This is a genomic window from Microbulbifer sp. CNSA002 (genome assembly GCF_047324085.1).
Taxonomy (GTDB): Bacteria; Pseudomonadota; Gammaproteobacteria; order Pseudomonadales; family Cellvibrionaceae; genus Microbulbifer.
Window position 1 is genome coordinate 402,458 of record NZ_CP172449.1, and the last position, 18,736, is coordinate 421,193.

15 protein-coding genes are annotated in these 18,736 nt (G+C 53.7%); 9 read left to right on the forward strand and 6 right to left on the reverse strand.

What is annotated here, in order from left to right; translation table 11 throughout:
* The first annotated feature begins 2 nt into the window (after positions 1-2).
* From ACG1BZ_RS01745 to ACG1BZ_RS01760, 4 genes are all read left to right on the forward strand, one after another.
* A complete protein-coding gene (locus ACG1BZ_RS01745) occupies positions 3-473 on the forward strand; it encodes an ankyrin repeat domain-containing protein (RefSeq protein ID WP_413664155.1) in 471 nt (156 codons plus the stop codon).
* Between the two features lie 159 nt (positions 474-632).
* A complete protein-coding gene (locus tag ACG1BZ_RS01750) occupies positions 633-1,619 on the forward strand; it encodes a serine/threonine protein kinase (protein WP_108731507.1) in 987 nt (328 codons plus the stop codon).
* A gap of 1 nt (position 1,620) precedes the next feature.
* The gene (gene cysE, locus ACG1BZ_RS01755; protein WP_413664156.1) at positions 1,621-2,448 is read left to right on the forward strand and encodes a serine O-acetyltransferase; all 828 of its coding nucleotides are present in this window, start codon (positions 1,621-1,623) and stop codon (positions 2,446-2,448) included.
* 92 nt (positions 2,449-2,540) lie between these two features.
* Complete coding sequence (locus ACG1BZ_RS01760; protein WP_413664157.1) at positions 2,541-3,353, forward strand: GNAT family N-acetyltransferase; 813 nt, start codon at positions 2,541-2,543, stop codon at positions 3,351-3,353.
* Here ACG1BZ_RS01760 and epmA read toward each other — a convergent pair.
* The 4 genes from epmA to ACG1BZ_RS01780 all read right to left on the reverse strand — a co-directional run bounded on the left by epmA (position 3,340) and on the right by ACG1BZ_RS01780 (position 6,939).
* Positions 3,340-4,293 carry an EF-P lysine aminoacylase EpmA gene (gene epmA / locus ACG1BZ_RS01765; protein WP_413664158.1) on the reverse strand — a complete coding sequence of 318 codons (954 nt, stop codon included), beginning with the start codon at positions 4,291-4,293 and terminating at the stop codon, positions 3,340-3,342. The two genes, ACG1BZ_RS01760 and epmA, sit on opposite strands and share 14 nt — an antisense overlap.
* A 53-nt stretch (positions 4,294-4,346) precedes the next feature.
* The gene (gene efp / locus ACG1BZ_RS01770; protein WP_108731510.1) at positions 4,347-4,919 is read right to left on the reverse strand and encodes an elongation factor P; all 573 of its coding nucleotides are present in this window, start codon (positions 4,917-4,919) and stop codon (positions 4,347-4,349) included.
* 312 nt (positions 4,920-5,231) lie between these two features.
* Positions 5,232-6,026, reverse strand: coding sequence for an aldolase (locus tag ACG1BZ_RS01775; protein ID WP_413664159.1), 795 nt, complete (start codon positions 6,024-6,026; stop codon positions 5,232-5,234).
* A 202-nt stretch (positions 6,027-6,228) separates the two neighbouring features.
* The gene (locus ACG1BZ_RS01780; RefSeq protein ID WP_413664160.1) at positions 6,229-6,939 is read right to left on the reverse strand and encodes a TenA family transcriptional regulator; all 711 of its coding nucleotides are present in this window, start codon (positions 6,937-6,939) and stop codon (positions 6,229-6,231) included.
* 749 nt (positions 6,940-7,688) lie between these two features.
* Here ACG1BZ_RS01780 and epmB point away from each other — a divergent pair.
* Positions 7,689-8,729: an EF-P beta-lysylation protein EpmB gene (gene epmB / locus ACG1BZ_RS01785; protein ID WP_413664161.1), complete on the forward strand. Its 1,041-nt coding sequence runs from the start codon at positions 7,689-7,691 to the stop codon at positions 8,727-8,729.
* A 381-nt stretch (positions 8,730-9,110) separates the two neighbouring features.
* On the forward strand, positions 9,111-11,198 hold the full coding sequence (locus ACG1BZ_RS01790; RefSeq protein ID WP_282934550.1) for an EAL domain-containing protein: 2,088 nt from the start codon (positions 9,111-9,113) through the stop codon (positions 11,196-11,198).
* A 69-nt stretch (positions 11,199-11,267) separates the two neighbouring features.
* Here the strand turns inward: ACG1BZ_RS01790 and ACG1BZ_RS01795 are convergent, their stop codons facing one another.
* Positions 11,268-12,929, reverse strand: coding sequence for an alkaline phosphatase D family protein (locus tag ACG1BZ_RS01795; RefSeq protein ID WP_413664162.1), 1,662 nt, complete (start codon positions 12,927-12,929; stop codon positions 11,268-11,270).
* 311 nt (positions 12,930-13,240) lie between these two features.
* Between ACG1BZ_RS01795 and ACG1BZ_RS01800 the strand changes: the two genes are divergently transcribed.
* Positions 13,241-15,184, forward strand: coding sequence for a M1 family metallopeptidase (locus tag ACG1BZ_RS01800; RefSeq protein WP_413664163.1), 1,944 nt, complete (start codon positions 13,241-13,243; stop codon positions 15,182-15,184).
* Positions 15,185-15,611: 427 nt separating this feature from the next.
* On the opposite strand, the gene serB is transcribed toward ACG1BZ_RS01800, so the two are convergent.
* A complete protein-coding gene (gene serB, locus ACG1BZ_RS01805; RefSeq protein ID WP_413664164.1) occupies positions 15,612-16,721 on the reverse strand; it encodes a phosphoserine phosphatase SerB in 1,110 nt (369 codons plus the stop codon).
* Between the two features lie 309 nt (positions 16,722-17,030).
* On the opposite strand from serB, the gene ACG1BZ_RS01810 reads away from it, so the two are divergent.
* On the forward strand, positions 17,031-18,143 hold the full coding sequence (locus ACG1BZ_RS01810; RefSeq protein ID WP_413664165.1) for a hypothetical protein: 1,113 nt from the start codon (positions 17,031-17,033) through the stop codon (positions 18,141-18,143).
* Between the two features lie 98 nt (positions 18,144-18,241).
* Positions 18,242-18,658, forward strand: a complete 417-nt coding sequence (locus ACG1BZ_RS01815; protein WP_413664166.1) for a MerR family transcriptional regulator — start codon at positions 18,242-18,244, stop codon at positions 18,656-18,658.
* The last annotated feature ends 78 nt before the right edge of the window (positions 18,659-18,736 follow it).

Genomic DNA, 18,736 nt, shown 5'->3' on the forward strand with positions numbered 1-18,736 from the left:
TTATGAGATCATTTTTATTCGCACTACTCTTTCTTACCCTGGGGGTTCAAGCAGGGGAGCCGGAAAAAACGGAATCTGATTTTACCGAACTCTCCCAGTATTATTTTGCCGCAGCCAGGATTGGTGATACCGAGGTGCTGCGTGAATTTTCGCAAGCGGGTTTCCCCCTGGATGTACGCAACCCGAAAGGTTATACGGCACTGATGATTGCCACTTACAACGGCAACGGGGAAGCTGTGGATTACCTTTTGCAGAGAGGTGCAGATGCCTGTGCCCAGGATCGCCGTGGCAATACTGCCCTGATGGCAGCGATTTTTCGCGGTGAGTTTGCCCTTGCACGAACCCTGCTAAAGCAGGATTGCGATTCACAGCAGGTGAATAAGGCCGGCCACTCCGCAGAGGATTTTGCCGAAGTCTTTGGTCGTGACCAAATGGTTCAGCTATTGCAGCAACAGCGGGCAAATGGCGGTTAAGCCAGTTTTTTGTGCGGTTGGCATTGGGTGGTGTCACCGCTCCTGTCCTGCGTGAACTCCCCTTGAGTTGGCCGCTTTAGCTTGCGGCACATTTCTCAGTTTGTCCCCGCCCCCGCGACCGCGTTAGCATAGCCAGCTGCAATCCAGTTGGTACCCACTATGACCTCGAATCATCATCCCTATGAAGCCCTCACGCCGGACGTGGTGATCGACTGTGTCGAGACTACCGGGCTGATTTCCGATGCGCGTATTTTCCCTTTAAACAGTTATGAAAACCGCGTCTATCAGGTGGGTATTGAGGATGCCGAGCCGTTGATTGCCAAGTTCTATCGCCCGGGGCGCTGGAGTGATGAGCAGATAATGGAGGAGCACCAGTTCACCCTGGAGCTGGCAGAGGCCGAAATTCCTGTGGTGGCACCGATACAGTTTGATGGGCGCACCCTGATGGAGTCCGCTGGATTCCGTTTTGCGCTTTTCCCCCGACGGGGCGGTCGCCAGTTGGAGCTGGATAACTTTGACCACCTGGAGCAGGTGGGGACCATGTTGGGTCGCATTCATGCGGCCGGCAGCGCTAAACCTTTCAGCTATCGCCCATCCCTCACTTTGCAGCGATTCGCAATCGATAGCCGGGAATTTATCCTGAATGGAGATTTCCTGCCACGTGAGAACCAGGAGGCCTACGCTTCCGTCACGGGCCACATTATCGAACAGATAGCCCCGCTGTTTGAGCGGGACTGGGATATGCTGCGCCTGCACGGTGATTGTCACAGTGGCAACTTCCTGTGGCGGGATGAGACTCCCTGGTTTGTGGACTTGGACGACTGCTTGATGGGGCCGGCGATCCAGGATATCTGGATGTTGATTTCCGGCAATCGCGCAGAGCAAACCGCTTACCTGGATGCAGTGTTGGAAGGCTATGAAACCTTCTATAGTTTTGATCCCCAGCAGTTGCAGCTGGTGGAGCCTCTGCGCTGCCTGCGGCAGATGCACCACGCTGCCTGGTTGGCGCGACGCTGGCAGGACCCGGCTTTTCCCCAGGCGTTTCCCTGGTTTAATACTGCCCGTTACTGGGCAGAGCATATACTGGCATTGCGCGAGCAGCAGTCTGCGCTGCTGGAGCCCCCGTTGACCCTGGGGGCTGTGTAACATGGAGAAAGCAATAATGGATGCGACATGCACCGAGGCTGAGGCGGATCTGATCTGGGAGAAAATTCGTATAGAGGTGGCGCAGCAGGTAGAGCGGGAGCCGATCCTGGCCAGCTTTCTACACGCGACCATCCTGAACCACAATTCCCTGGAGGCGGCGCTCAGCTTTCACCTGGCCAACAAGCTGGACAATGCGGTGGCACCGGCGCTGTTAATTCGCGAGGTTATCGATGAGGCGCTACAAGCTGACCCTTCCATAGGGCATGCGGCGCGAGCGGATTTGAACGCAATTTACCTGCGGGATTCCGCCTGCCACTCCCTGCACGAGCCCTTCCTGTACTTTAAGGGCTTTCACGCCTTGCAGGTTCACCGTGTGGCCCACTGGCTGTGGCAGCAGCAGCGCCGCTCCCTGGCTATGTTCTTACAGCACCGTGTCTCTGTCGTATTCAGTGTGGATATTCACCCGGCTGCGCGTATGGGTGACGGTATATTGCTGGATCACGCGACCGGTATCGTTATAGGTGAAACGGCTGTAGTGGAAAACAATGTTTCCATCATGCAGTCCGTTACACTGGGCGGCACTGGCAAAGAGAGCGGGGACCGCCACCCGAAAATCCGCCACGGGGTTTTAATCGGTGCGGGCAGCAAGGTGCTGGGCAATATTGAAATTGGCGAGTGCGCCCAAATTGCTTCCGGAAGTGTGGTTCTTAAAACGGTACCGGCAAAGGTGTTAGTGGCCGGAGTGCCGGCAAAAGTTGTCGGGGCAGCCACCTGTGCTGAACCGGCATTATCCATGGATCAGTGTGCCCTGTCGCAAGTACAGAAGTAAGGCTTGTCGCCCCGTAGCGAACACCGGCTGCGGGGCTGGGATCACTGGGGAAATGATGCAACGGCACTGTTCTTGGCACTATCCTTTGACCCATGAAATATAGTCTCAGCGCTAAAAATCTTACCTGCCGAAATTTGGAGGCTTATGCGGATTACCGCGCGAGCCTGGTAACTCCGGATTGCACCAAGGAAATTACAGGTATTGTCCGCAGTGATAGCGGCCTGCCTTCCATTGGGCTCAATCAGGTGATTTCCAACATGGTAATGCCGCCGCGCATTATTCAGCGTTTTGCGCTGGATTATTTTGCCGAGCGGCACAGCCCCTTCACCCTTTGGCACAGTGCCTCCAAACCCCTGGACAATGACGCTTTGGATGAGCTTGGACTAAAGCGGCGCCAGTCCCAGGTAGCTATGGCTGCCGAGATACCCCGACTCAGCGCTGCCGAGGTTCCGGTAGTGGAACAGTTAGCCATTAGTGCGGTGAAAAAAGAGGCCTTGCCTGATTACGGCGCGGTGCAGGCTGCGGCGGCAGGGGAGCAGGAGGGGGCGCAGTTGGCGCACTTTTATCAGGGACTGCAGGAAATTCCCGAGCAGCGACGCGGGCGACTGAAATTATTCCTCGCTAAGCTGGATGGTGTGCCGGTGGCCGCCGGTTGCCTGTTTGCGGCAGCGGATGCATTGGGACTCTATGACCTGGTGACGCTTCCGGACTACCGGGGTCGCGGGGTTGGCCGGGCTCTGTTCAAGCATTTGCTAACCGCTGCCCAGGGCAGCCACCATAAAAATCTGGTGGCTTTGGTGCCGGCGGATCGCCAGCAGTTATTACTCGATAGTGGCTTTTTTGCAGTTGGCGAGGTTGCCCGCTATCAATACACTCCGGCGCAGACGGCTGCTAAGCCCGACTGAAAGGGAAGGCGATAACTTCCTCAATCGATTGGTAACCGGCTTTTAGCATCAGCAGTCGGTCGACTCCCAGCGCGACCCCGGCGCACTCGGGCATGCCTTGATCCAGGGCCGCAACCAGACGCTCTTCAAAGGGGTGTACAGGGCGCTGGTTAGCATGGCGGTATTCCAGATCCTTTTCAAAGCGGCGCTGCTGTTCCGCGCTGTCGGTCAGCTCCCAATAGCCATTGGCCAGTTCCAATCCACCCACATAGGCTTCGAAGCGCCTGGCGACGGGGGTCCCCTGTTCGTCCGCCACCACTTTTGCCAGTGCCGCTTGCTCTGCGGGGAAGTCGTAGAGCAGGGTGATGCCCTCACTCATGGTGGCTTCCAGGCGGTGGCTCATCAGCAGGTCCAGGCACTCACTGCGTTCACGGGGTACAAAAGACAATTCCATTTCCCGCTTAACGCAGGAAATCAGCTCAGCTTCGCTGGCACCGTGGGGGTCCAGTTGAAGTTCCCTTAAAAACAATTCCCGGTAACTGAGGGACTGAATCTGGTCCGTCGCCAAAATACCGCAGAGCAGCTTGGCGACCTCCTCCATCAGTTGGTGATCATCCCAACTGCAGCGGTACCACTCCAACATGGTGAATTCGGGGTTGTGTCGACCGCCGGATTCGCCCTGGCGAAAAGCCTTGCCCAAGTAGTAGCAATCTCCGAGTCCTGCGGCGAGTAAACGCTTTAAACCAAATTCGGGGCTGGTGGCCAGGTAGGCGCTTTCGCCCCGGCATTCGGTGGTGATGGACTCGATATGGGGATCGCTGGTGGCGCGCTGGGATAGCACCGGAACTTCGGCTTCCACAACGTTTCGTTCAGCAAAAAATGTGCGTATTTCAGCGAGTAGCGCAGCGCGTTGGCGCAGGGCTGCAATAGTGGCGGTGGGGCGCCAGGTATCTGTGCTCATGGGGGGTAGCTCTGGAGACGAGCGGCCGTAGGCCGCTCGAGGGGAGGAGGTACTTAGTCTTCCTTGGCACGGCCCAGGTATTCGGCGGTGCGGGTGTCTACCTTGATGGTTTCACCGATTTCCAGGAACAGAGGAACCTTCACAACGGCGCCGGTAGCCAAAGTGGCCGGCTTGGTGCCGCCCTGGGCGGTGTCTCCGCGCAGGCCCGGATCGGTATCGGTAATTTCCAGGATAACGTGGTTGGGCGGAGTAACTGCCAGCGGAGAGCCGTTGTACAGGGTTACAGTGCAGATATCCTGCTCTTTGAGCCATTTTGAAGCATCGCCCACAGCGTCGCTGCTGGCTTGGTGCTGCTCAAAAGTCTCGGGCTCCATGAAATGGTAAAACTCGCCATCGTTGTACAAGTATTCCATTTCGCGATCCATCACATCCGCCGCTTCCAGGCTTTCACCGGAGCGGAAGGTGCGTTCCCATACACGACCGGTTTTCAGGTTGCGAAGCTTCACGCGGTTGAATGCCTGGCCCTTACCAGGTTTGACGAATTCGTTTTCCACGATTGAGCAGGGGTCGCCGTCCAGCATCACCTTGAGGCCGCCCTTGAATTCGTTAGTGGAGTAACTAGCCATAGCAAATAGAGCCCTTTAAGTCATTTATCTATATGATTTTTAACGAGTTTTTTGTTTCTAGCCGATTCCGGCCAAGGCTGGGCTAACGCCCTCCGCTTCCGCCACAAATGGTAGCCGCAGGTAACTCGTCTGGCTGGGGAAAAGAGACTTCACCGCCAGCCCTGCATGATGGAGCGGGATTATACAGGAGGGTGGGAGCTTGAACGAATACCAGAGAGAAATGGAGGGGAGGCGTTCCGGTTGTTATAGCCAAGCTGCAATTATTGGGGCAGCCGGCAGTGCAATGGGCCTTGGCCCATTGCACAAAAGCACTTAACTTAATGGGTCGTCCCCGCCGCCATAACCTTTTCTCTGCATGCGGCGCACAAAGTAAGCAAAAGTCGCTTGCGTGCGTTTTTCCTGGAGGATCCAGTCGTGGGCTTCGCGGCCCAGTTCGGGATCAATATCCTGGATGGTGCCGGCGGATTCAGCCAGTATTTGCAGTTTGGCAGCGCGCTCACACTGAACCGCCATTACACAGGCTTCCTCAACAGAGCGACAGGCCATAATCAGGCCGTGGTGTCCCAGTAGGATTGCGCGCTTGTCCCCAATAGCGGCGGAAATCAGCTCGCCCTCGCTGTTACCCACGGGTACACCCGGCCAGTCTTTGAGGAAGGCAATATCCTCATACAACATGCAGGCGTCCATATGGGAAATCTTTAGCGGGCGCTCCAGCATGGAAAGTGCACATACGTGCATGGGGTGGGTATGCACGATGCAGTTCACATCGGGGCGCGCCCGGTAGATCCAGGAGTGAAAGCGGTTGGCCGGATTGGCCATGCCCTCTCCGGACAGTACTTCGAGGTCTTCGTTGACCTCCAATAAGTTGGATGAGGTAATTTCATCGAAGCCGAGGCCCAGGCGTTGGGTGTAATAAGTACTGGGTTTTTCCGCGCGGGCGGTAATTTGCCCAGCCAGGCCGGAGTCGTGACCATCGTTAAATAAAATTCGGCAAGTCAGCGCAAGCTTTTCTCTCAGAGACCACTCGGGGGTGCTGAGGTGCTGTTTCATTGCTTCACTGGCTCGTTCAACCAGTTCGTTTTTTGCCAGTGATAGTGTTTCAGCCATTGTTATCTCCAATTCTCACAGCAAGTCATATTAATTCTGCGATATTTAATAAATTTTCCTTTTTTATTTTCTTATCGCAGAATAATTTTTAAAAACCTAACTCAAAATGATTCGATCTCTGTCGAATTTATGTTGGTGGCATTTCCCTATGCCCGTGCTTTCTCCAACAACACCTGTGAGTGGGTTGATAAGTGCTTGCTAATTAAGCTGTAACAGCTTCAACTTTTTTATGTTTAGTGGAGTGGTAGGCGGTTTCAATAGAATCGAAGAATTGTAAGCGGGCCTCTACAAGGTGGCGCCCGGCTTCGAGCATTATGTCCAGTTGGCTGGGATCCTTGGAGCCGATATCTACCATAATATCGCGAATGGTTTCTGCATGGCCGTCATCACATTCAATATGCAGCAGGAAAAATTGCATTTCTGCATCGGTTACGCCGCAAGAGCGGAATCCGGCAACAATATCTGTATATAAATCGGGTACCAGGGCTTCGGCTCCCAGGCATAGGGCGCCCAATCCTGCACTGGCCCTGAGGTCCCGGCAGTTTTTGAACATGGTATCGATCAGGTGCTGAGTGCCTGGTAAAACTTCTGCGTTTTCCAGGGTCAAACCAAAATGCTCGAGGGTTTCGCGATAGATTTCTGCGTGGGGTTTGGGGCTGTCTGGTTCCAGGCCCAGCTCTTCCATTAGATTTTCGGCAAGCTCCAGGACTTCGTGGTTACTCGGGAGGTTTGCCATCATTGCACAGAGATATCTAACAAAGAATCCACTGTAAATACCTTGTTGAACCAAAAATATTTTTAATTCGTCCAGCGTAATGGAGCCTTCACGGCAACGCTTCAAGAAAGGATGTGCGCGAGTTTGCTCAATCAGTAGGTCTTTATTGGCTTCAAGCAATTCAAGCTGCATTTCCATTGGGTAATTCCTTTTTGTAATTCTAAACTTACTGTTTGAACACCTTTTAGGTGTTTTATTTATTTCTTGATAGTGCCCGCCTTTGGCGGGGTCGACAAAATGGTTTTCTTTGCCGGCGTTTAAATTAACACCGAATTATCCCTATTGTGAATAAGGGAATTATGAATTTTTTGATATTTGTTGATGGTTTTTGGAAGATGTTTTTTCTAGTGATAAAAATTTTATTAATAAATAATTTTTGCTTTGCTTTATCCTTGTTGGATTTATCAAAGAAAATGTTTTTTGCTCCCTGAATTCACTGTGGAAATGTCGACTGTGTAGATTTTCTTTATTGCAGTGGAGTGTTTTGTGGGGTAGGGGTTTTTATTGGTAGGTAGAGTGAACACTTGCTTCGCCGATAATGAGTCTACTCCTAAATTCAGGTAAAGAAGAGTTAAGGCTCTGGTTGCTTAAAGATACAGTCCAACTATCCGATATTTTTCCACAGAAGATTGGTGAAGATTTTTTGATTATGTTTACAGGGTTTCTGCAAAAATAAATTCAGTTTATGTAATTACCCTAGGGAATCGATTTGAGGGTTCAACTAACTCACTAGATAGGGTCTGAAACAGATGCCATTTCTCTAATGGGTTTGTGCGAATTATCATGTCTACCTGGTCACGGAACCCTTTGTGGGGCATCACTGTCAGTGGTGGCGGGAGATTGCAGTGGGGGATCTGATACAATCTCTTATTTTGTAGTGTATCTCCATGATGGCGTCATCATCGGCCCCCGGTATAGAGCTTATCGACACACAGGAATCCCGCTGCTGGCAGGATGAGTTGTCTGATCTGGTCACTGATCCGGCAGAGTTGATTCAATTACTACAGCTAGACCCGCGTAACCTCCCCAAGGCCTTGCAAGCGGCTTCTGGCTTTTCCCTACGCGTGCCGCGCCCCTTTGTCCGGCGCATGCGTTGCGGCGATCCCGAAGACCCATTGTTGTTACAGGTTTTACCCGGTGCGGATGAGTTGAAGAAAGTGCCGGGATTTAGTGCAGACCCCCTTGAAGAGGCAGAGGCTAACCCTCTGCCTGGAGTTGTTCACAAATACCACGGGCGCCTACTACTGATCACTGCGGGCCAGTGTGCGGTCAATTGTCGTTACTGTTTCCGACGTGAATTCCCCTACGGCGACAACCATCTAACTCGCAGACAGAGCCTGGCAGCTCTTGACTACATTCGCGCGCGCACTGAGCTGCGCGAAGTGATTCTGAGCGGCGGTGATCCTTTGGTTATGAGTGACCGTCAACTGGCCTGGCTCACCGATGAGCTGGCCGAGATTCCCCATGTGGATAAGCTGCGAATTCACAGCCGCCTCCCGATAGTTGCTCCCAGCCGGGTAAACCAGAAAATGTTGGATTGGTTTACCGGTTCCCGCTTGAAGCCCGTGCTGGTGTTGCACTGCAACCACGCCAATGAAATTGATAGTGAGGTGCGGGAGTCTCTGCAAAAGTTGCGAAGCGCAGGGGTCACCCTGCTCAACCAAGCGGTGCTATTAAAAGGCGTCAATGATAGTCGCGAGGCGCTGGGTGCGTTGAGCGAAGCCCTCTTTGCAGCAGGAGTACTTCCGTACTATTTGCATCAGCTGGACCGAGTAAATGGTGCCGCACATTTTGAAGTCTCTGATGCGAAAGCGCTGGAGCTAATCGAACATCTCCGCCAGCAGTTACCCGGTTATCTGGTACCAAAACTGGTGCGTGAAATCCCCGGCGTCCCATCAAAATCCCCGATAGTTGCTGAACATAACTAAACCTCAGCTGATAGCTGTAAGGGTTATCTTTGTATATTCGACAGGGATTTTCATAAAGAGAGATAGGTTGGGCGAATAAATATCGCCAAATTGATCTAGGCTAACCCCGTAACGCCAGTGCCAGATATAGTTGGCCGGTCGACCTATTCAGCAGCTGCTATTTCGCTTTATAGCGCTGTATCCAGGGGCTTCTTAGGTTGGGAAAGTTTGATTAGCGGCTGTGGTTTCGCAAATGGGAAAGGCGGAAGCTTTTATAGGGGAGCGTTGTGTGATTTAGATCACAGGTACCAGTTTGATCTACCCTTGTATGCCATCCTTGACGCCCCCTAAAATTACCGCCAGCGGTAGCTGTGTGCCGCCATTAAAAAAATAGAGCAAATAATGAGTAGCAACGACACAATACGACTTCTCCTGATTCACGATACCCCGTCGGAAGCCCAGCGCCTTGTGAGTATGCTGCACAACGCAGGCCGCCCCAACCGAGCACAGCATGTGGCCAGCGAGGCTGTGTTTAACCGCCTGCTCCAGGATAAAACCTGGGATTTAGTGATCGCGGCTGAAAGCAGTACTCAGGTGCCCCCCTCAGTGGCGTTGCGCACCATCAGCAAGCTGCAAAAAGATGTCCCGGTAATTATGCTGACCGAGCGCACCGGTGCCCAACCCGTGGTGGAAGGTTTGAAGCTCGGAGCCCGCGATGTTGTAGTGGTGGATGAAGACCAACACCTTCTCTTTGTGATACAGCGGGAGCTAGGGGCGCTCGCCAATCGCCGCCAGGCTCGCCTACACGACCGCCGCTATCACGCGACCCTTAACCGTGCCAAGGAGCTACTCGATAGCTCCAAAGATGCCATCGCTTATATATCTGATGGCTTGATCGTCTACGCCAATGACTCCCTTGCAGAGCGCTTTGGTTACGACTCTGGCGAGGACATCGAATACCAGCCACTGATTGATATGCTGGCTGAAAATGAGCAGGAAGAGGGGCGTGAATTCCTCAAAAGCTGCGCTATCGACAACAATGAGCTGGAGGCGAAAGAGTGGAAATTTACCGCTAAGACCGCCTCTGGCGAATCCCTGCCCACTCGCGCAGAGGTACTCAGTACCACCTACGACGATGAGCGCTGTCTGCAGGTGCGTATTGCCTCGCGCCGGGGTGATACGGAGCAATTGGAAGCGCAGCTCAGCGATATCAAGAATCGCGACCCGCTGACTGGGCTTTTCAATCGTCAGCACTTCTTGCAGGTATTGGATTCCAGCATCAAATCTGCAGCGGACTCCCACAATACTGGCGGTCTGATGCTGATAGAAGTGGATCGCTTTGAAGATGAAGTGTTGAAAGTTGTTGGAGTGGCAGGTGCCGATGCCCTGCAAAAAGGCATGGCGGAATTACTCAAGTCCTGCCAACGCAGTGGCGATACCCTGGCCCGGTACAGTGAAGATGCCTTCTGCCTGCTCAGCCCGAATACAACTCCGGACAGCATCGAGCAACGCGCGCAGGATATATTGAAGAAGATTTCCGATACCATCTTCGATGCAGATGGCAAAACCCTGCAAATTACTGCCTCTATCGGTATTTCCCTGATGAGTGAGGCCTCCAGCGGTGCGCAACAGGTGCTGGACCAAGCGCTATCTGCTCACAAGCAGGCCTTGGGTGAAGAGAAGAAAGGTGGGAATTTTGCGCTCTACGAGCCGGATACTGAAGGTGGTGCCGACGCCGATACCTACCACCGTGCACGGGTGGTACAAGCGCTGGAAGCTGGCAGTCTGAAGTTGCTCTACCAGCCAATCCTCAGTTTGCAGGGAACTGGCGAGCAGCTGTACGAAGTATTGGTGCGTATGCTCGATGATAAGGAAGAGCTGGCGCCGCTGGCCTTCCTGCAGGAACTCGGCGATGCGGGACTGTCGGCGAAAATGGATCGCTGGGTAATTATTACCGCGATCAAGGCCGCCGCAGCCGCCAGGGCTGAGGGTAAGAATATTTCTTTGATGCTGCATATCACCACTGCTTCACTGGTGGACAGCAGCTTACCCGGTTGGCTGGGGGTTGCCTTCAAAGCTGCCAAGGTTGCGCCGGGAACGGTGATCTTCCAGTTGCGTCAGGAGGATATCAACAGCAACCTGCACGCGGCCCGGGACTTTACCACTCAGGTCCAGCAATTGGGTTGTCGCGTTTCGGTCTGTCATTTCGGCACCGGACTCAATCCGTTCAAGGCTCTTGAGCATGTGAAAGTGGATATCGCCAAGATCGATCCCTCCTTCGTGCGCGAGGTCCAGGATGAAGGCGAGAGCAGTGACTCCCTGGCAGGATTGGTACAGCGCTTGGGTGAGGCGGATACCAAGGTGATAGTGCCCCATATTGAGCAGGCCAGTATGCTGCCGACTTTGTGGCAGACCGGTACTGATTATATTCAGGGGTACTATGTGCAGGCGCCGGCGGAGGATATGAACTTCGATTTCAGTCTCGAATAATTTCTCTCTGTAAGCTTTTTAAAAAACCGCACCGCCTTAACAGGGGTGCGGTTTTTTATTGCCTGCAAATCAGACGTTGTAGCGGCTGCGTAGGGCGGCGATGGTATTGCGCGCTAGGGCGCCGTACTGCGGTGCCGGTGTCGGTACCAACTCATCAGCTGTGCTTTCACTCCAGGCGCGCTGGATATGGTTCTGCCCCGCTTCCTGCTTATAAATCCTTGCCAGGCTGGCGTTGTAATTCTGACTGGTGACTGTATCCACGTGATACCAGTGGGCCTTGGCGCGGGAGTGGGAAACATCCATCAACAGGTAACCGCGCTGGGTGATCTCCACCCACTTGAGGTGTGGTATTAACCCGTCCATAGCAATCGCTGCAACATCCGTCAGGTGGGATTTGTCCAGGAAGCTGGAGGTTACTCCGGGGGTGACAAATTCTCCGCCGAGGGCGCCACGTCCGGTCAGGCGCCCGTATTTCAAAATACTGAAAGGATTGCTGGCCAGGTCCCAGGCCCAGGAGCTGTGGATATCTCCAGTGAGGACGACAAAATTGTCGATATTATTGTCGGCAATGTGGTCGAACAGACGCTCGCGGGATGCGGTGTAACCATCCCACTGGTCCATATTCACAGACAAATCCCGAGCCAGGGTGAGTTGCGCCATCATTACTTGTTGCCCTAATACCCGCCAGCGTACGCCATCCGACTGGGACTGGGTCAGGCTACTGTGCAGCCATTGTTCCTGCTGGGTACCGAGGATGCTGCGCTCCGGGTCGTCGGCGGTCTGCTGATCGAACCAGTTGGCCTGCTCGGAGCGCGCGGCGATGCGGGTATCCAGCATCATCAGGTCCATCAGATTGCCGAAGCGGAAGCTGCGGTAGATGGCCCTGTCACCAAATAGATCAAAGATGCCGTTATCGCGGATGGGCATCCACTCGAAGTAGGCCTGGTTGGCTACCGAGCGGCGTACAAACCAGTCGCCCTCGCCATCTTGGACATTGTGGTTCTCAGCACCGCCAGCCCATGCGTTGTTAGTGGTTTCATGGTCGTCCCATACACAGATAAATGGGTGTTGGCGGTGTACCTCCTGTAAATCCGGGTCGGAGCGGTACTGGGCGTAGCGCAGGCGGTAATCCTGGATATCCACCATTTCCTTGGCGGGGATTGGCTCTCGCCCCAGGCCCGTGCCGGTACCGTAGCCACCGGGTCCGTACTCGTAAATGTAATCTCCCAGGTGCAGTACCACATCCAGGTCTGCACGCAGGGCAATTTCCCGGTAAACATTGAAATAACCCATGGGATAGTTGGAGCAGCTGGTCACCGCGAAGCGCAGCTTATCCACATGGCCGATGGGCAGTGTGCGAGTGCGGCCTATGGGCGAGTCGATACCGTTAGAGTAGAAGCGGTAGTAGTAACTGGTGCCGGGTTGCAGACCGCTGGCATCCACTTTGATGGTGTAGTCCACATCGGGCCCGGTAATACCGCTGCCGCTATTGACCACCATGGCCATTTCCGGGTCCAGAGCGACCTGCCAGGTGTAGGGCACCATGGACTGGAATTCTGGATCGGCGGACGGAGTGATACGGGTCCAGAGAATTACGCGATCTGCCAGGGGGTCACCGCTGGCTACGCCGTGCTGGAAGGGCTCCTGGCCGGAACCGTAGGCTTTCAGTAGGGGCAGGGCCGCCAGGCTTGCGCCGGAAAATTGTAGAAACCGCCTCCGGGACAGAGACATGGGGTTCTCCTTATAGTGCTTGTTATAAAAGAGCCGCAGTCTGAATCTGGAAAGTGAACGATGTATTAATTCCCGGTCAGTATTTTTCTTCCCTCGCTGCTATTAGTCATGAAATTCGTCCTAAGGCGACGAAACTGAGACATTAATCTGGTTTATTGGCAAAACGCGGCATGACCGTCGGTAGCTGTGGCTCGAGCGGGGGATCGGTGTGCCCGCTTACGGTGGGTGCAGAGTCCCCTGTCGTTTCTCATCTGCGCTCTGTCAGGTATCCTGTGGCGCAAATTGAAAAGCTGAACTCAGGGAGTAGACCCATGTTGCCCCGTTTACTGTGTACCAGTCTGATCGTTGGCGGCCTTGCCGTTGCCGGTGGCTGTTCCAAGTCGGAGCCTTCCAAGGCCGAATTAGACAGTGCGAGCGCGCCGATAAAGGCGTCCGCTGTGATCGAGAAGAAGCCGGGTGTTGAAAAAGCGCCCCAGTCCGGAGTGGATTACCACTCTTTTGCCAACAGCAATGATTACCAGGTTCAGCACCTGGATCTGGACCTGACTGTCGACTTCTCCCGCAAGGTTCTTGAAGGTGAAGCCAAGTTGGACTTCAAGCGTCTCAACGACAAGAACCTGCCGATGGTACTGGATACCCGCGAACTGGAAGTGGTTTCTGTATCCGCTAATGGCGCGCCAGTAAAATTCTCCATGGGCGAGAAAGACAGTCACCTGGGCACTCCGCTGAATATTGAGCTGCCGGAAGATGCCGACAGCATTACTATCCGCTACCGTACAGCGCCGGGCGCCTCCGGCGTTCAGTGGCTGGAGCCTCAGCAGACTGCGGGTAAAAAGCATCCGTTCCTGTTTACCCAGGCCCAGGCGATTCACGCGCGCAGTTTTATTCCACTGCAGGACTCCCCGAAAGTTCGCATCACTTACAACGCCACTGTACGCACTCCGAAAGAACTGCGCGCAGTCATGAGTGCGAACAATGACCCGCAGGCGGCCAAAGATGGCGTCTATGAGTTTGAGATGCCCCAGCGCATTCCCTCCTACCTGATTGCCCTGGCGGTTGGTGACCTGAAGTTCAAGCCCATGGGCGAGCGCACTGGTGTCTATGCCGAGCCTTCCATGCTGGAATCTGCAGCGGCGGAGTTTGCCGATACCGAATCCATGCTGGAAGTGACCGAAAAGGCGTATGGCCCCTACCACTGGGATCGTTACGACCTGCTGATTCTGCCACCCAGCTTCCCCTTCGGTGGTATGGAAAACCCGCGCCTTAGCTTTATCACTCCGACGGTGATCGCCGGTGATAAGAGCCTGGTAGCCCTGATTGCCCACGAACTGGCCCACTCCTGGTCCGGCAACCTGGTGACCAATGCCAGCTGGCGAGACCTTTGGCTGAATGAAGGTTTCACCACCTACCTGACTAACCGCATTATGCAGTTCGTCTACGGTGATGAGCGCTATCAGATGGAAATGGCCCTGGGCTATGACGACCTGCAAGCGGACCTGGCTGATAAAGAGCCCCGCGATGAGATTATGGCGATCGACCTGCGCGGACGTGACCCGGATGAAGTTTTCTCCAATATTCCCTACGAGAAAGGCTCCCTGTTCCTGTATGAGCTGGAGCAGAAAGTAGGTCGCGAAGCGTTTGACCGCTTCCTGATGGAGTACTTCAACCACTTCTCCTTCCAGAGCATCACCACCGAGGACTTCGTTAAGTATCTAGACAAGACCCTGTTGGTTGAGCACGCCGATAAGCTGGACCGCGAGCGTATCCTCGAGTGGATCTTCGATCCGGGTATTCCCGAAGGTGCGCCGCATCCGAAGTCCGATGCCTTCACTAAATTGGATCCAGTGCGTCAACAGTGGTTGGACGGCAAACTGGCGGCGAAGGATATCGATACCAAAGGCTGGACTTTCCACCAGTGGAAGTACTTCCTCGATGGTATGCCGGAAAAACTGACGGAAGCTCAGTTGAAGGAATTGGACGGCGCCTTTGGCCTGACCGAATCTCGCAATAACGAGGTGGCTTTCAGCTGGCTGATGATTGCAGTGCGCAACGACTACGAGCCGGCCTTCGAGCGCCTTGAGAATTTCCTCACCAGTATCGGCCGCAACAAGTTCCTGCGCCCGCTATATCGCAATATGGTTGAGACTGGTAAAAAAGACGTGGCTGCACGCATTTTTGAGCGCGCCAAGGTGGGTTATCACCCGCTGACGGTAAAAGTAAATAGCCTGGTTATTTACGGTAAAAAAGAGAGTTAATCGCTCTCTTTTCCCGGTTGTCGCAATTCCCATAGGTCAATATGAGAGTTGCGGCAACTCTCCCCTTTCTTTTTCCCTTCCACTTTGGCTAATGCTAAAGTTTGCTCCACAAAATATTTTTTATGGGCATTCTTTCAGTTTGTTTTTATAGTTAAGTGAACTGGTACGATAGCGTGATTAATACGCCAGATTTCTGGCATAAAAATCATTAAACGGCTGTTCAAATGGATTGCCTTTGCGTACTCTGCTGCCCAGAGATTTTACTCAGGAAGGGAGGCACCTATGTATAAACGGGCTTTACTAATAGTCGTCCTGGGGCTTTTTCTTGCCAGTTGTGGGCAGAAACCCGGGCCCAGTGCTTGCACGGATCACAACAAGCGGCCGAGTTTCCCTTTTCCTCACGCGATGCTTTAAGAGCTAAGCCGGGTTATACCCCGAGCTTGGCAATTTGTTGGTCATTGAGACCAAATAAGTAGAGGGCGGCGTCCAGGCCAAACAGATTGATGGCCTGGGGGGCCTGTAGCCTAACCTTGGGCTTGGGGTGAATGGCGATACCCATTTCCCCTAAATTCAACATGGGAATATCGTTGGCGCCGTCACCCATAGCGACCACACTTTCCAGCGCCAAATCTAAGCTTCCGGCAATTTCCTGCAGTAACTTGCGTTTGCGATCGCCATCAATAATGGGTTCCACTACTTCGCCGGTGAGGGCCCCTTCGGCAAATGTCAGTTGATTGGCATGGATATAATCCAGGGGCAGGCGCTCTCGCTGTAGGAATTTCGCGAAGTAGGTAAAGCCGCCAGAAAGCAGTGCCGTTTTGCAGCCCAGTGCGCGCAAGGCTGCCAGCAATTCATAGGCCCCTTCTTTTAACGGCAATTCCCGGGCAATTTCTGCCAAACGCTGCTCGGAAAAACCTTTTAGCAGGGCCATTCGCCGTTTAAAACTCTCGCAGAAGTCTATGTCCCCGGCCATGGCAGATTGGGTGATAGCGGCAACCTGATCACCGATACCAGTAATTTTTGCCAGCTCGTCAATGACTTCAGCATCAATCAGGGTTGAATCCATATCAAAGCCCGCCAGCTTTGGCACCCTCTGGGTAACAGAAGCCTGGATTGTTAGGTCTACTCCCAACTCATCGGCCACTCCAAGGCAGGCCAGGCGCGCGCTGTCAAAATCGAGGTCGCCATCAATTTGGAAGCGGATAACGGTGCGATCGCGTCTTTGTGCCAAAGTATCAGCGGCGAATAGGCTCCACTGTTGTTCATCAAAAAATCGCAGAAGGTATTGGAGTTGGGATAGGGAGGCAGAGGGGCTCAGCAGGGTGATACACCAAATGGCTTCAAGTGCACTCGGTTCTTCGGGGGGCGGGGTAAAGTCCGTAGCCTCACCGGGAAAAGGGGCTGCACCGGAATACTCCAGGCCGAGCTTGGCGACTTGATCTCGGAAGCTCAGGTAGCGCAGGGTGCCACTTCCTGAAGCCTGGGAAATCTGTTTCAGGGAGAGGTGGAATTCCTGTGAATTTATTTGATCACCCATAAGCTCTGTCCCGATTGAATTAAATGTCCGGCGCATTATAGCTCTTATGAGATTCTTCGCTAAAATTGCCGGGCTTTAATTTCATTGATTGCCGGTCAGCAGGGTTTTAATGGGCTCAGTTCGAATGGTGAGTAAAATTCCTTTTCGAATTGTGCGAGTTGAATTGAACTATTTCGTCGTCTGCTTTACCAATCGCTCAGGAATTAATTGGGTATGCACAATTTTGGTGCCTACCGTTAAAATGCTCGCTGCTCCAAAACAGCTGGGGCAATAGTAAAAAAACAATACGCAAGATGTCTGCCGCCGTTTATGTCAGTTTCCATTGTATCTATTCTTCGCAAAATACCGGCTCAATTAGCACAGTTGTCCAAACGCGCCCGTCAGCGCCTATTGGCACTGGTTATCTGGGTGACACTGGCAATATTCTGTGCGGCGGCACTGGGGCATTTTTATGGTCAGCAGCGCGATGGTCAGATAGAGCGAGACAGAATTACTGCAAAGGCGGCTGCGACTATTCTCGCGGGGCAGAGCCTGGAGAGTATTGTGGCCGGGGATCGTATCAGCTTACAGCTGATCGCTCGCCAACTGCTGGAGCTTCCAATGGTTTCCGGCATTTTAATTGAGGATGTGGAATCGAATTCCCTGGCCGAAGTGGGGGACCTGAAAGAGGGGGAGACGATCACCGAGCCAGTGGTCCTGCACGATAGTATTGCCGGCAATATTACCGTAGCGTTTGAGCCCGGTAATTCCGTTACCTTCCCTTGGGCCAGCTTGTTGCTGACCCTCGTTTTTGCCCTGCCATTTAGTGCAGCTGCGGCCCTGCTTACCGGTAGCTTGTCCCGGGAGCGCAAATTGCCCGCACAAGTCACTGAGTCTGCTCAAGCTGTAGCTGAAGTTACCGAGCCCAGCGTTGGGCTTTATCTTCGCCCCCTCAACTGGGCGCAGTTGGGCAACCAGTTAAGTCGCAGCGCCCTGGAGGGTTTGCAGCGGGAGCTAGATGGACGCATGCGTTTGCTGCAGCGCATATACGGTGCCACCCCCCTGAGTTGCGCCGGGCCACAGATCGGCCTGGATTTCTCTGGCACCGATGCGGCCTTCCGCGCAGTCTGCTGTGGTTTATTGTTGCGGGAGATGCAGAGCGTTAGCCGTGCTACCGGTTTGAAGCTGGCTTTGGCGGTAGTCCCATCCCAGCCACAGAGTCCGGATTTCTGTGCCGATCAGTTACTCAACCAGTCCCGTGGCTTGTTTTTGCACCCGGAACTTCTTGAGGACAGTTCCCTGGTGGGGCGAATTGAGCACCACGGTGCCGGTTGGGCATTGGAGGTGACTGGCCTAACCCCTTCCTATCAAAAACTTCTCAACAATCAGCTGCAACAACTGCTTGGCGCTGAGGCTACTCCCCACAGGACCCCCGTGGGCTAAGTGACTGGAAGTGCCTCAGGGTTCTTTTTTGGCGCGTGCTTTACGTTTACGTTAACGTAAACTCTTGCTAGGCTTGATGGCATCTTGAGGAAGTCGTTATGAAAGCAGAAGCAAGCCAAATGGAGCCCCATAGTTACAGCATTTCCGAGCTGGCGCGGGAGTTCGATATCACTACTCGCGCCATCCGTTTCTATGAGGACAAGGGCCTGCTCAATCCGGAGCGTCGCGGCCAGACTCGAATCTATAGTCCCGAGGAGCGAGTGCGGTTAAAGCTGATCCTGCGGGGAAAGCGGCTGGGATTCTCCCTGGATGAGAGCCGCGAAATTATCGATATGTACGACCCGGCCCACGGCAATGTAGAGCAGTTGCACCGTCTATTGGAGCGCATCGCGCAAAAGCGACTGCAGTTACAACAGCAACTGCGGGATATCGAAAGCCTGATGGAAGAGTTGGATGAAGCTGAATCCAGGGCCCGTGAGTCCCTGGCGCAAAGCGATGACAGCAGCGCTTCCTGAACAGATTTCGGCACTGCGCCAAGAGTGGCGCGGTTGCCTCATGTGGTATTGAACAGCCGCCAAGGCGGTCATTTGAAT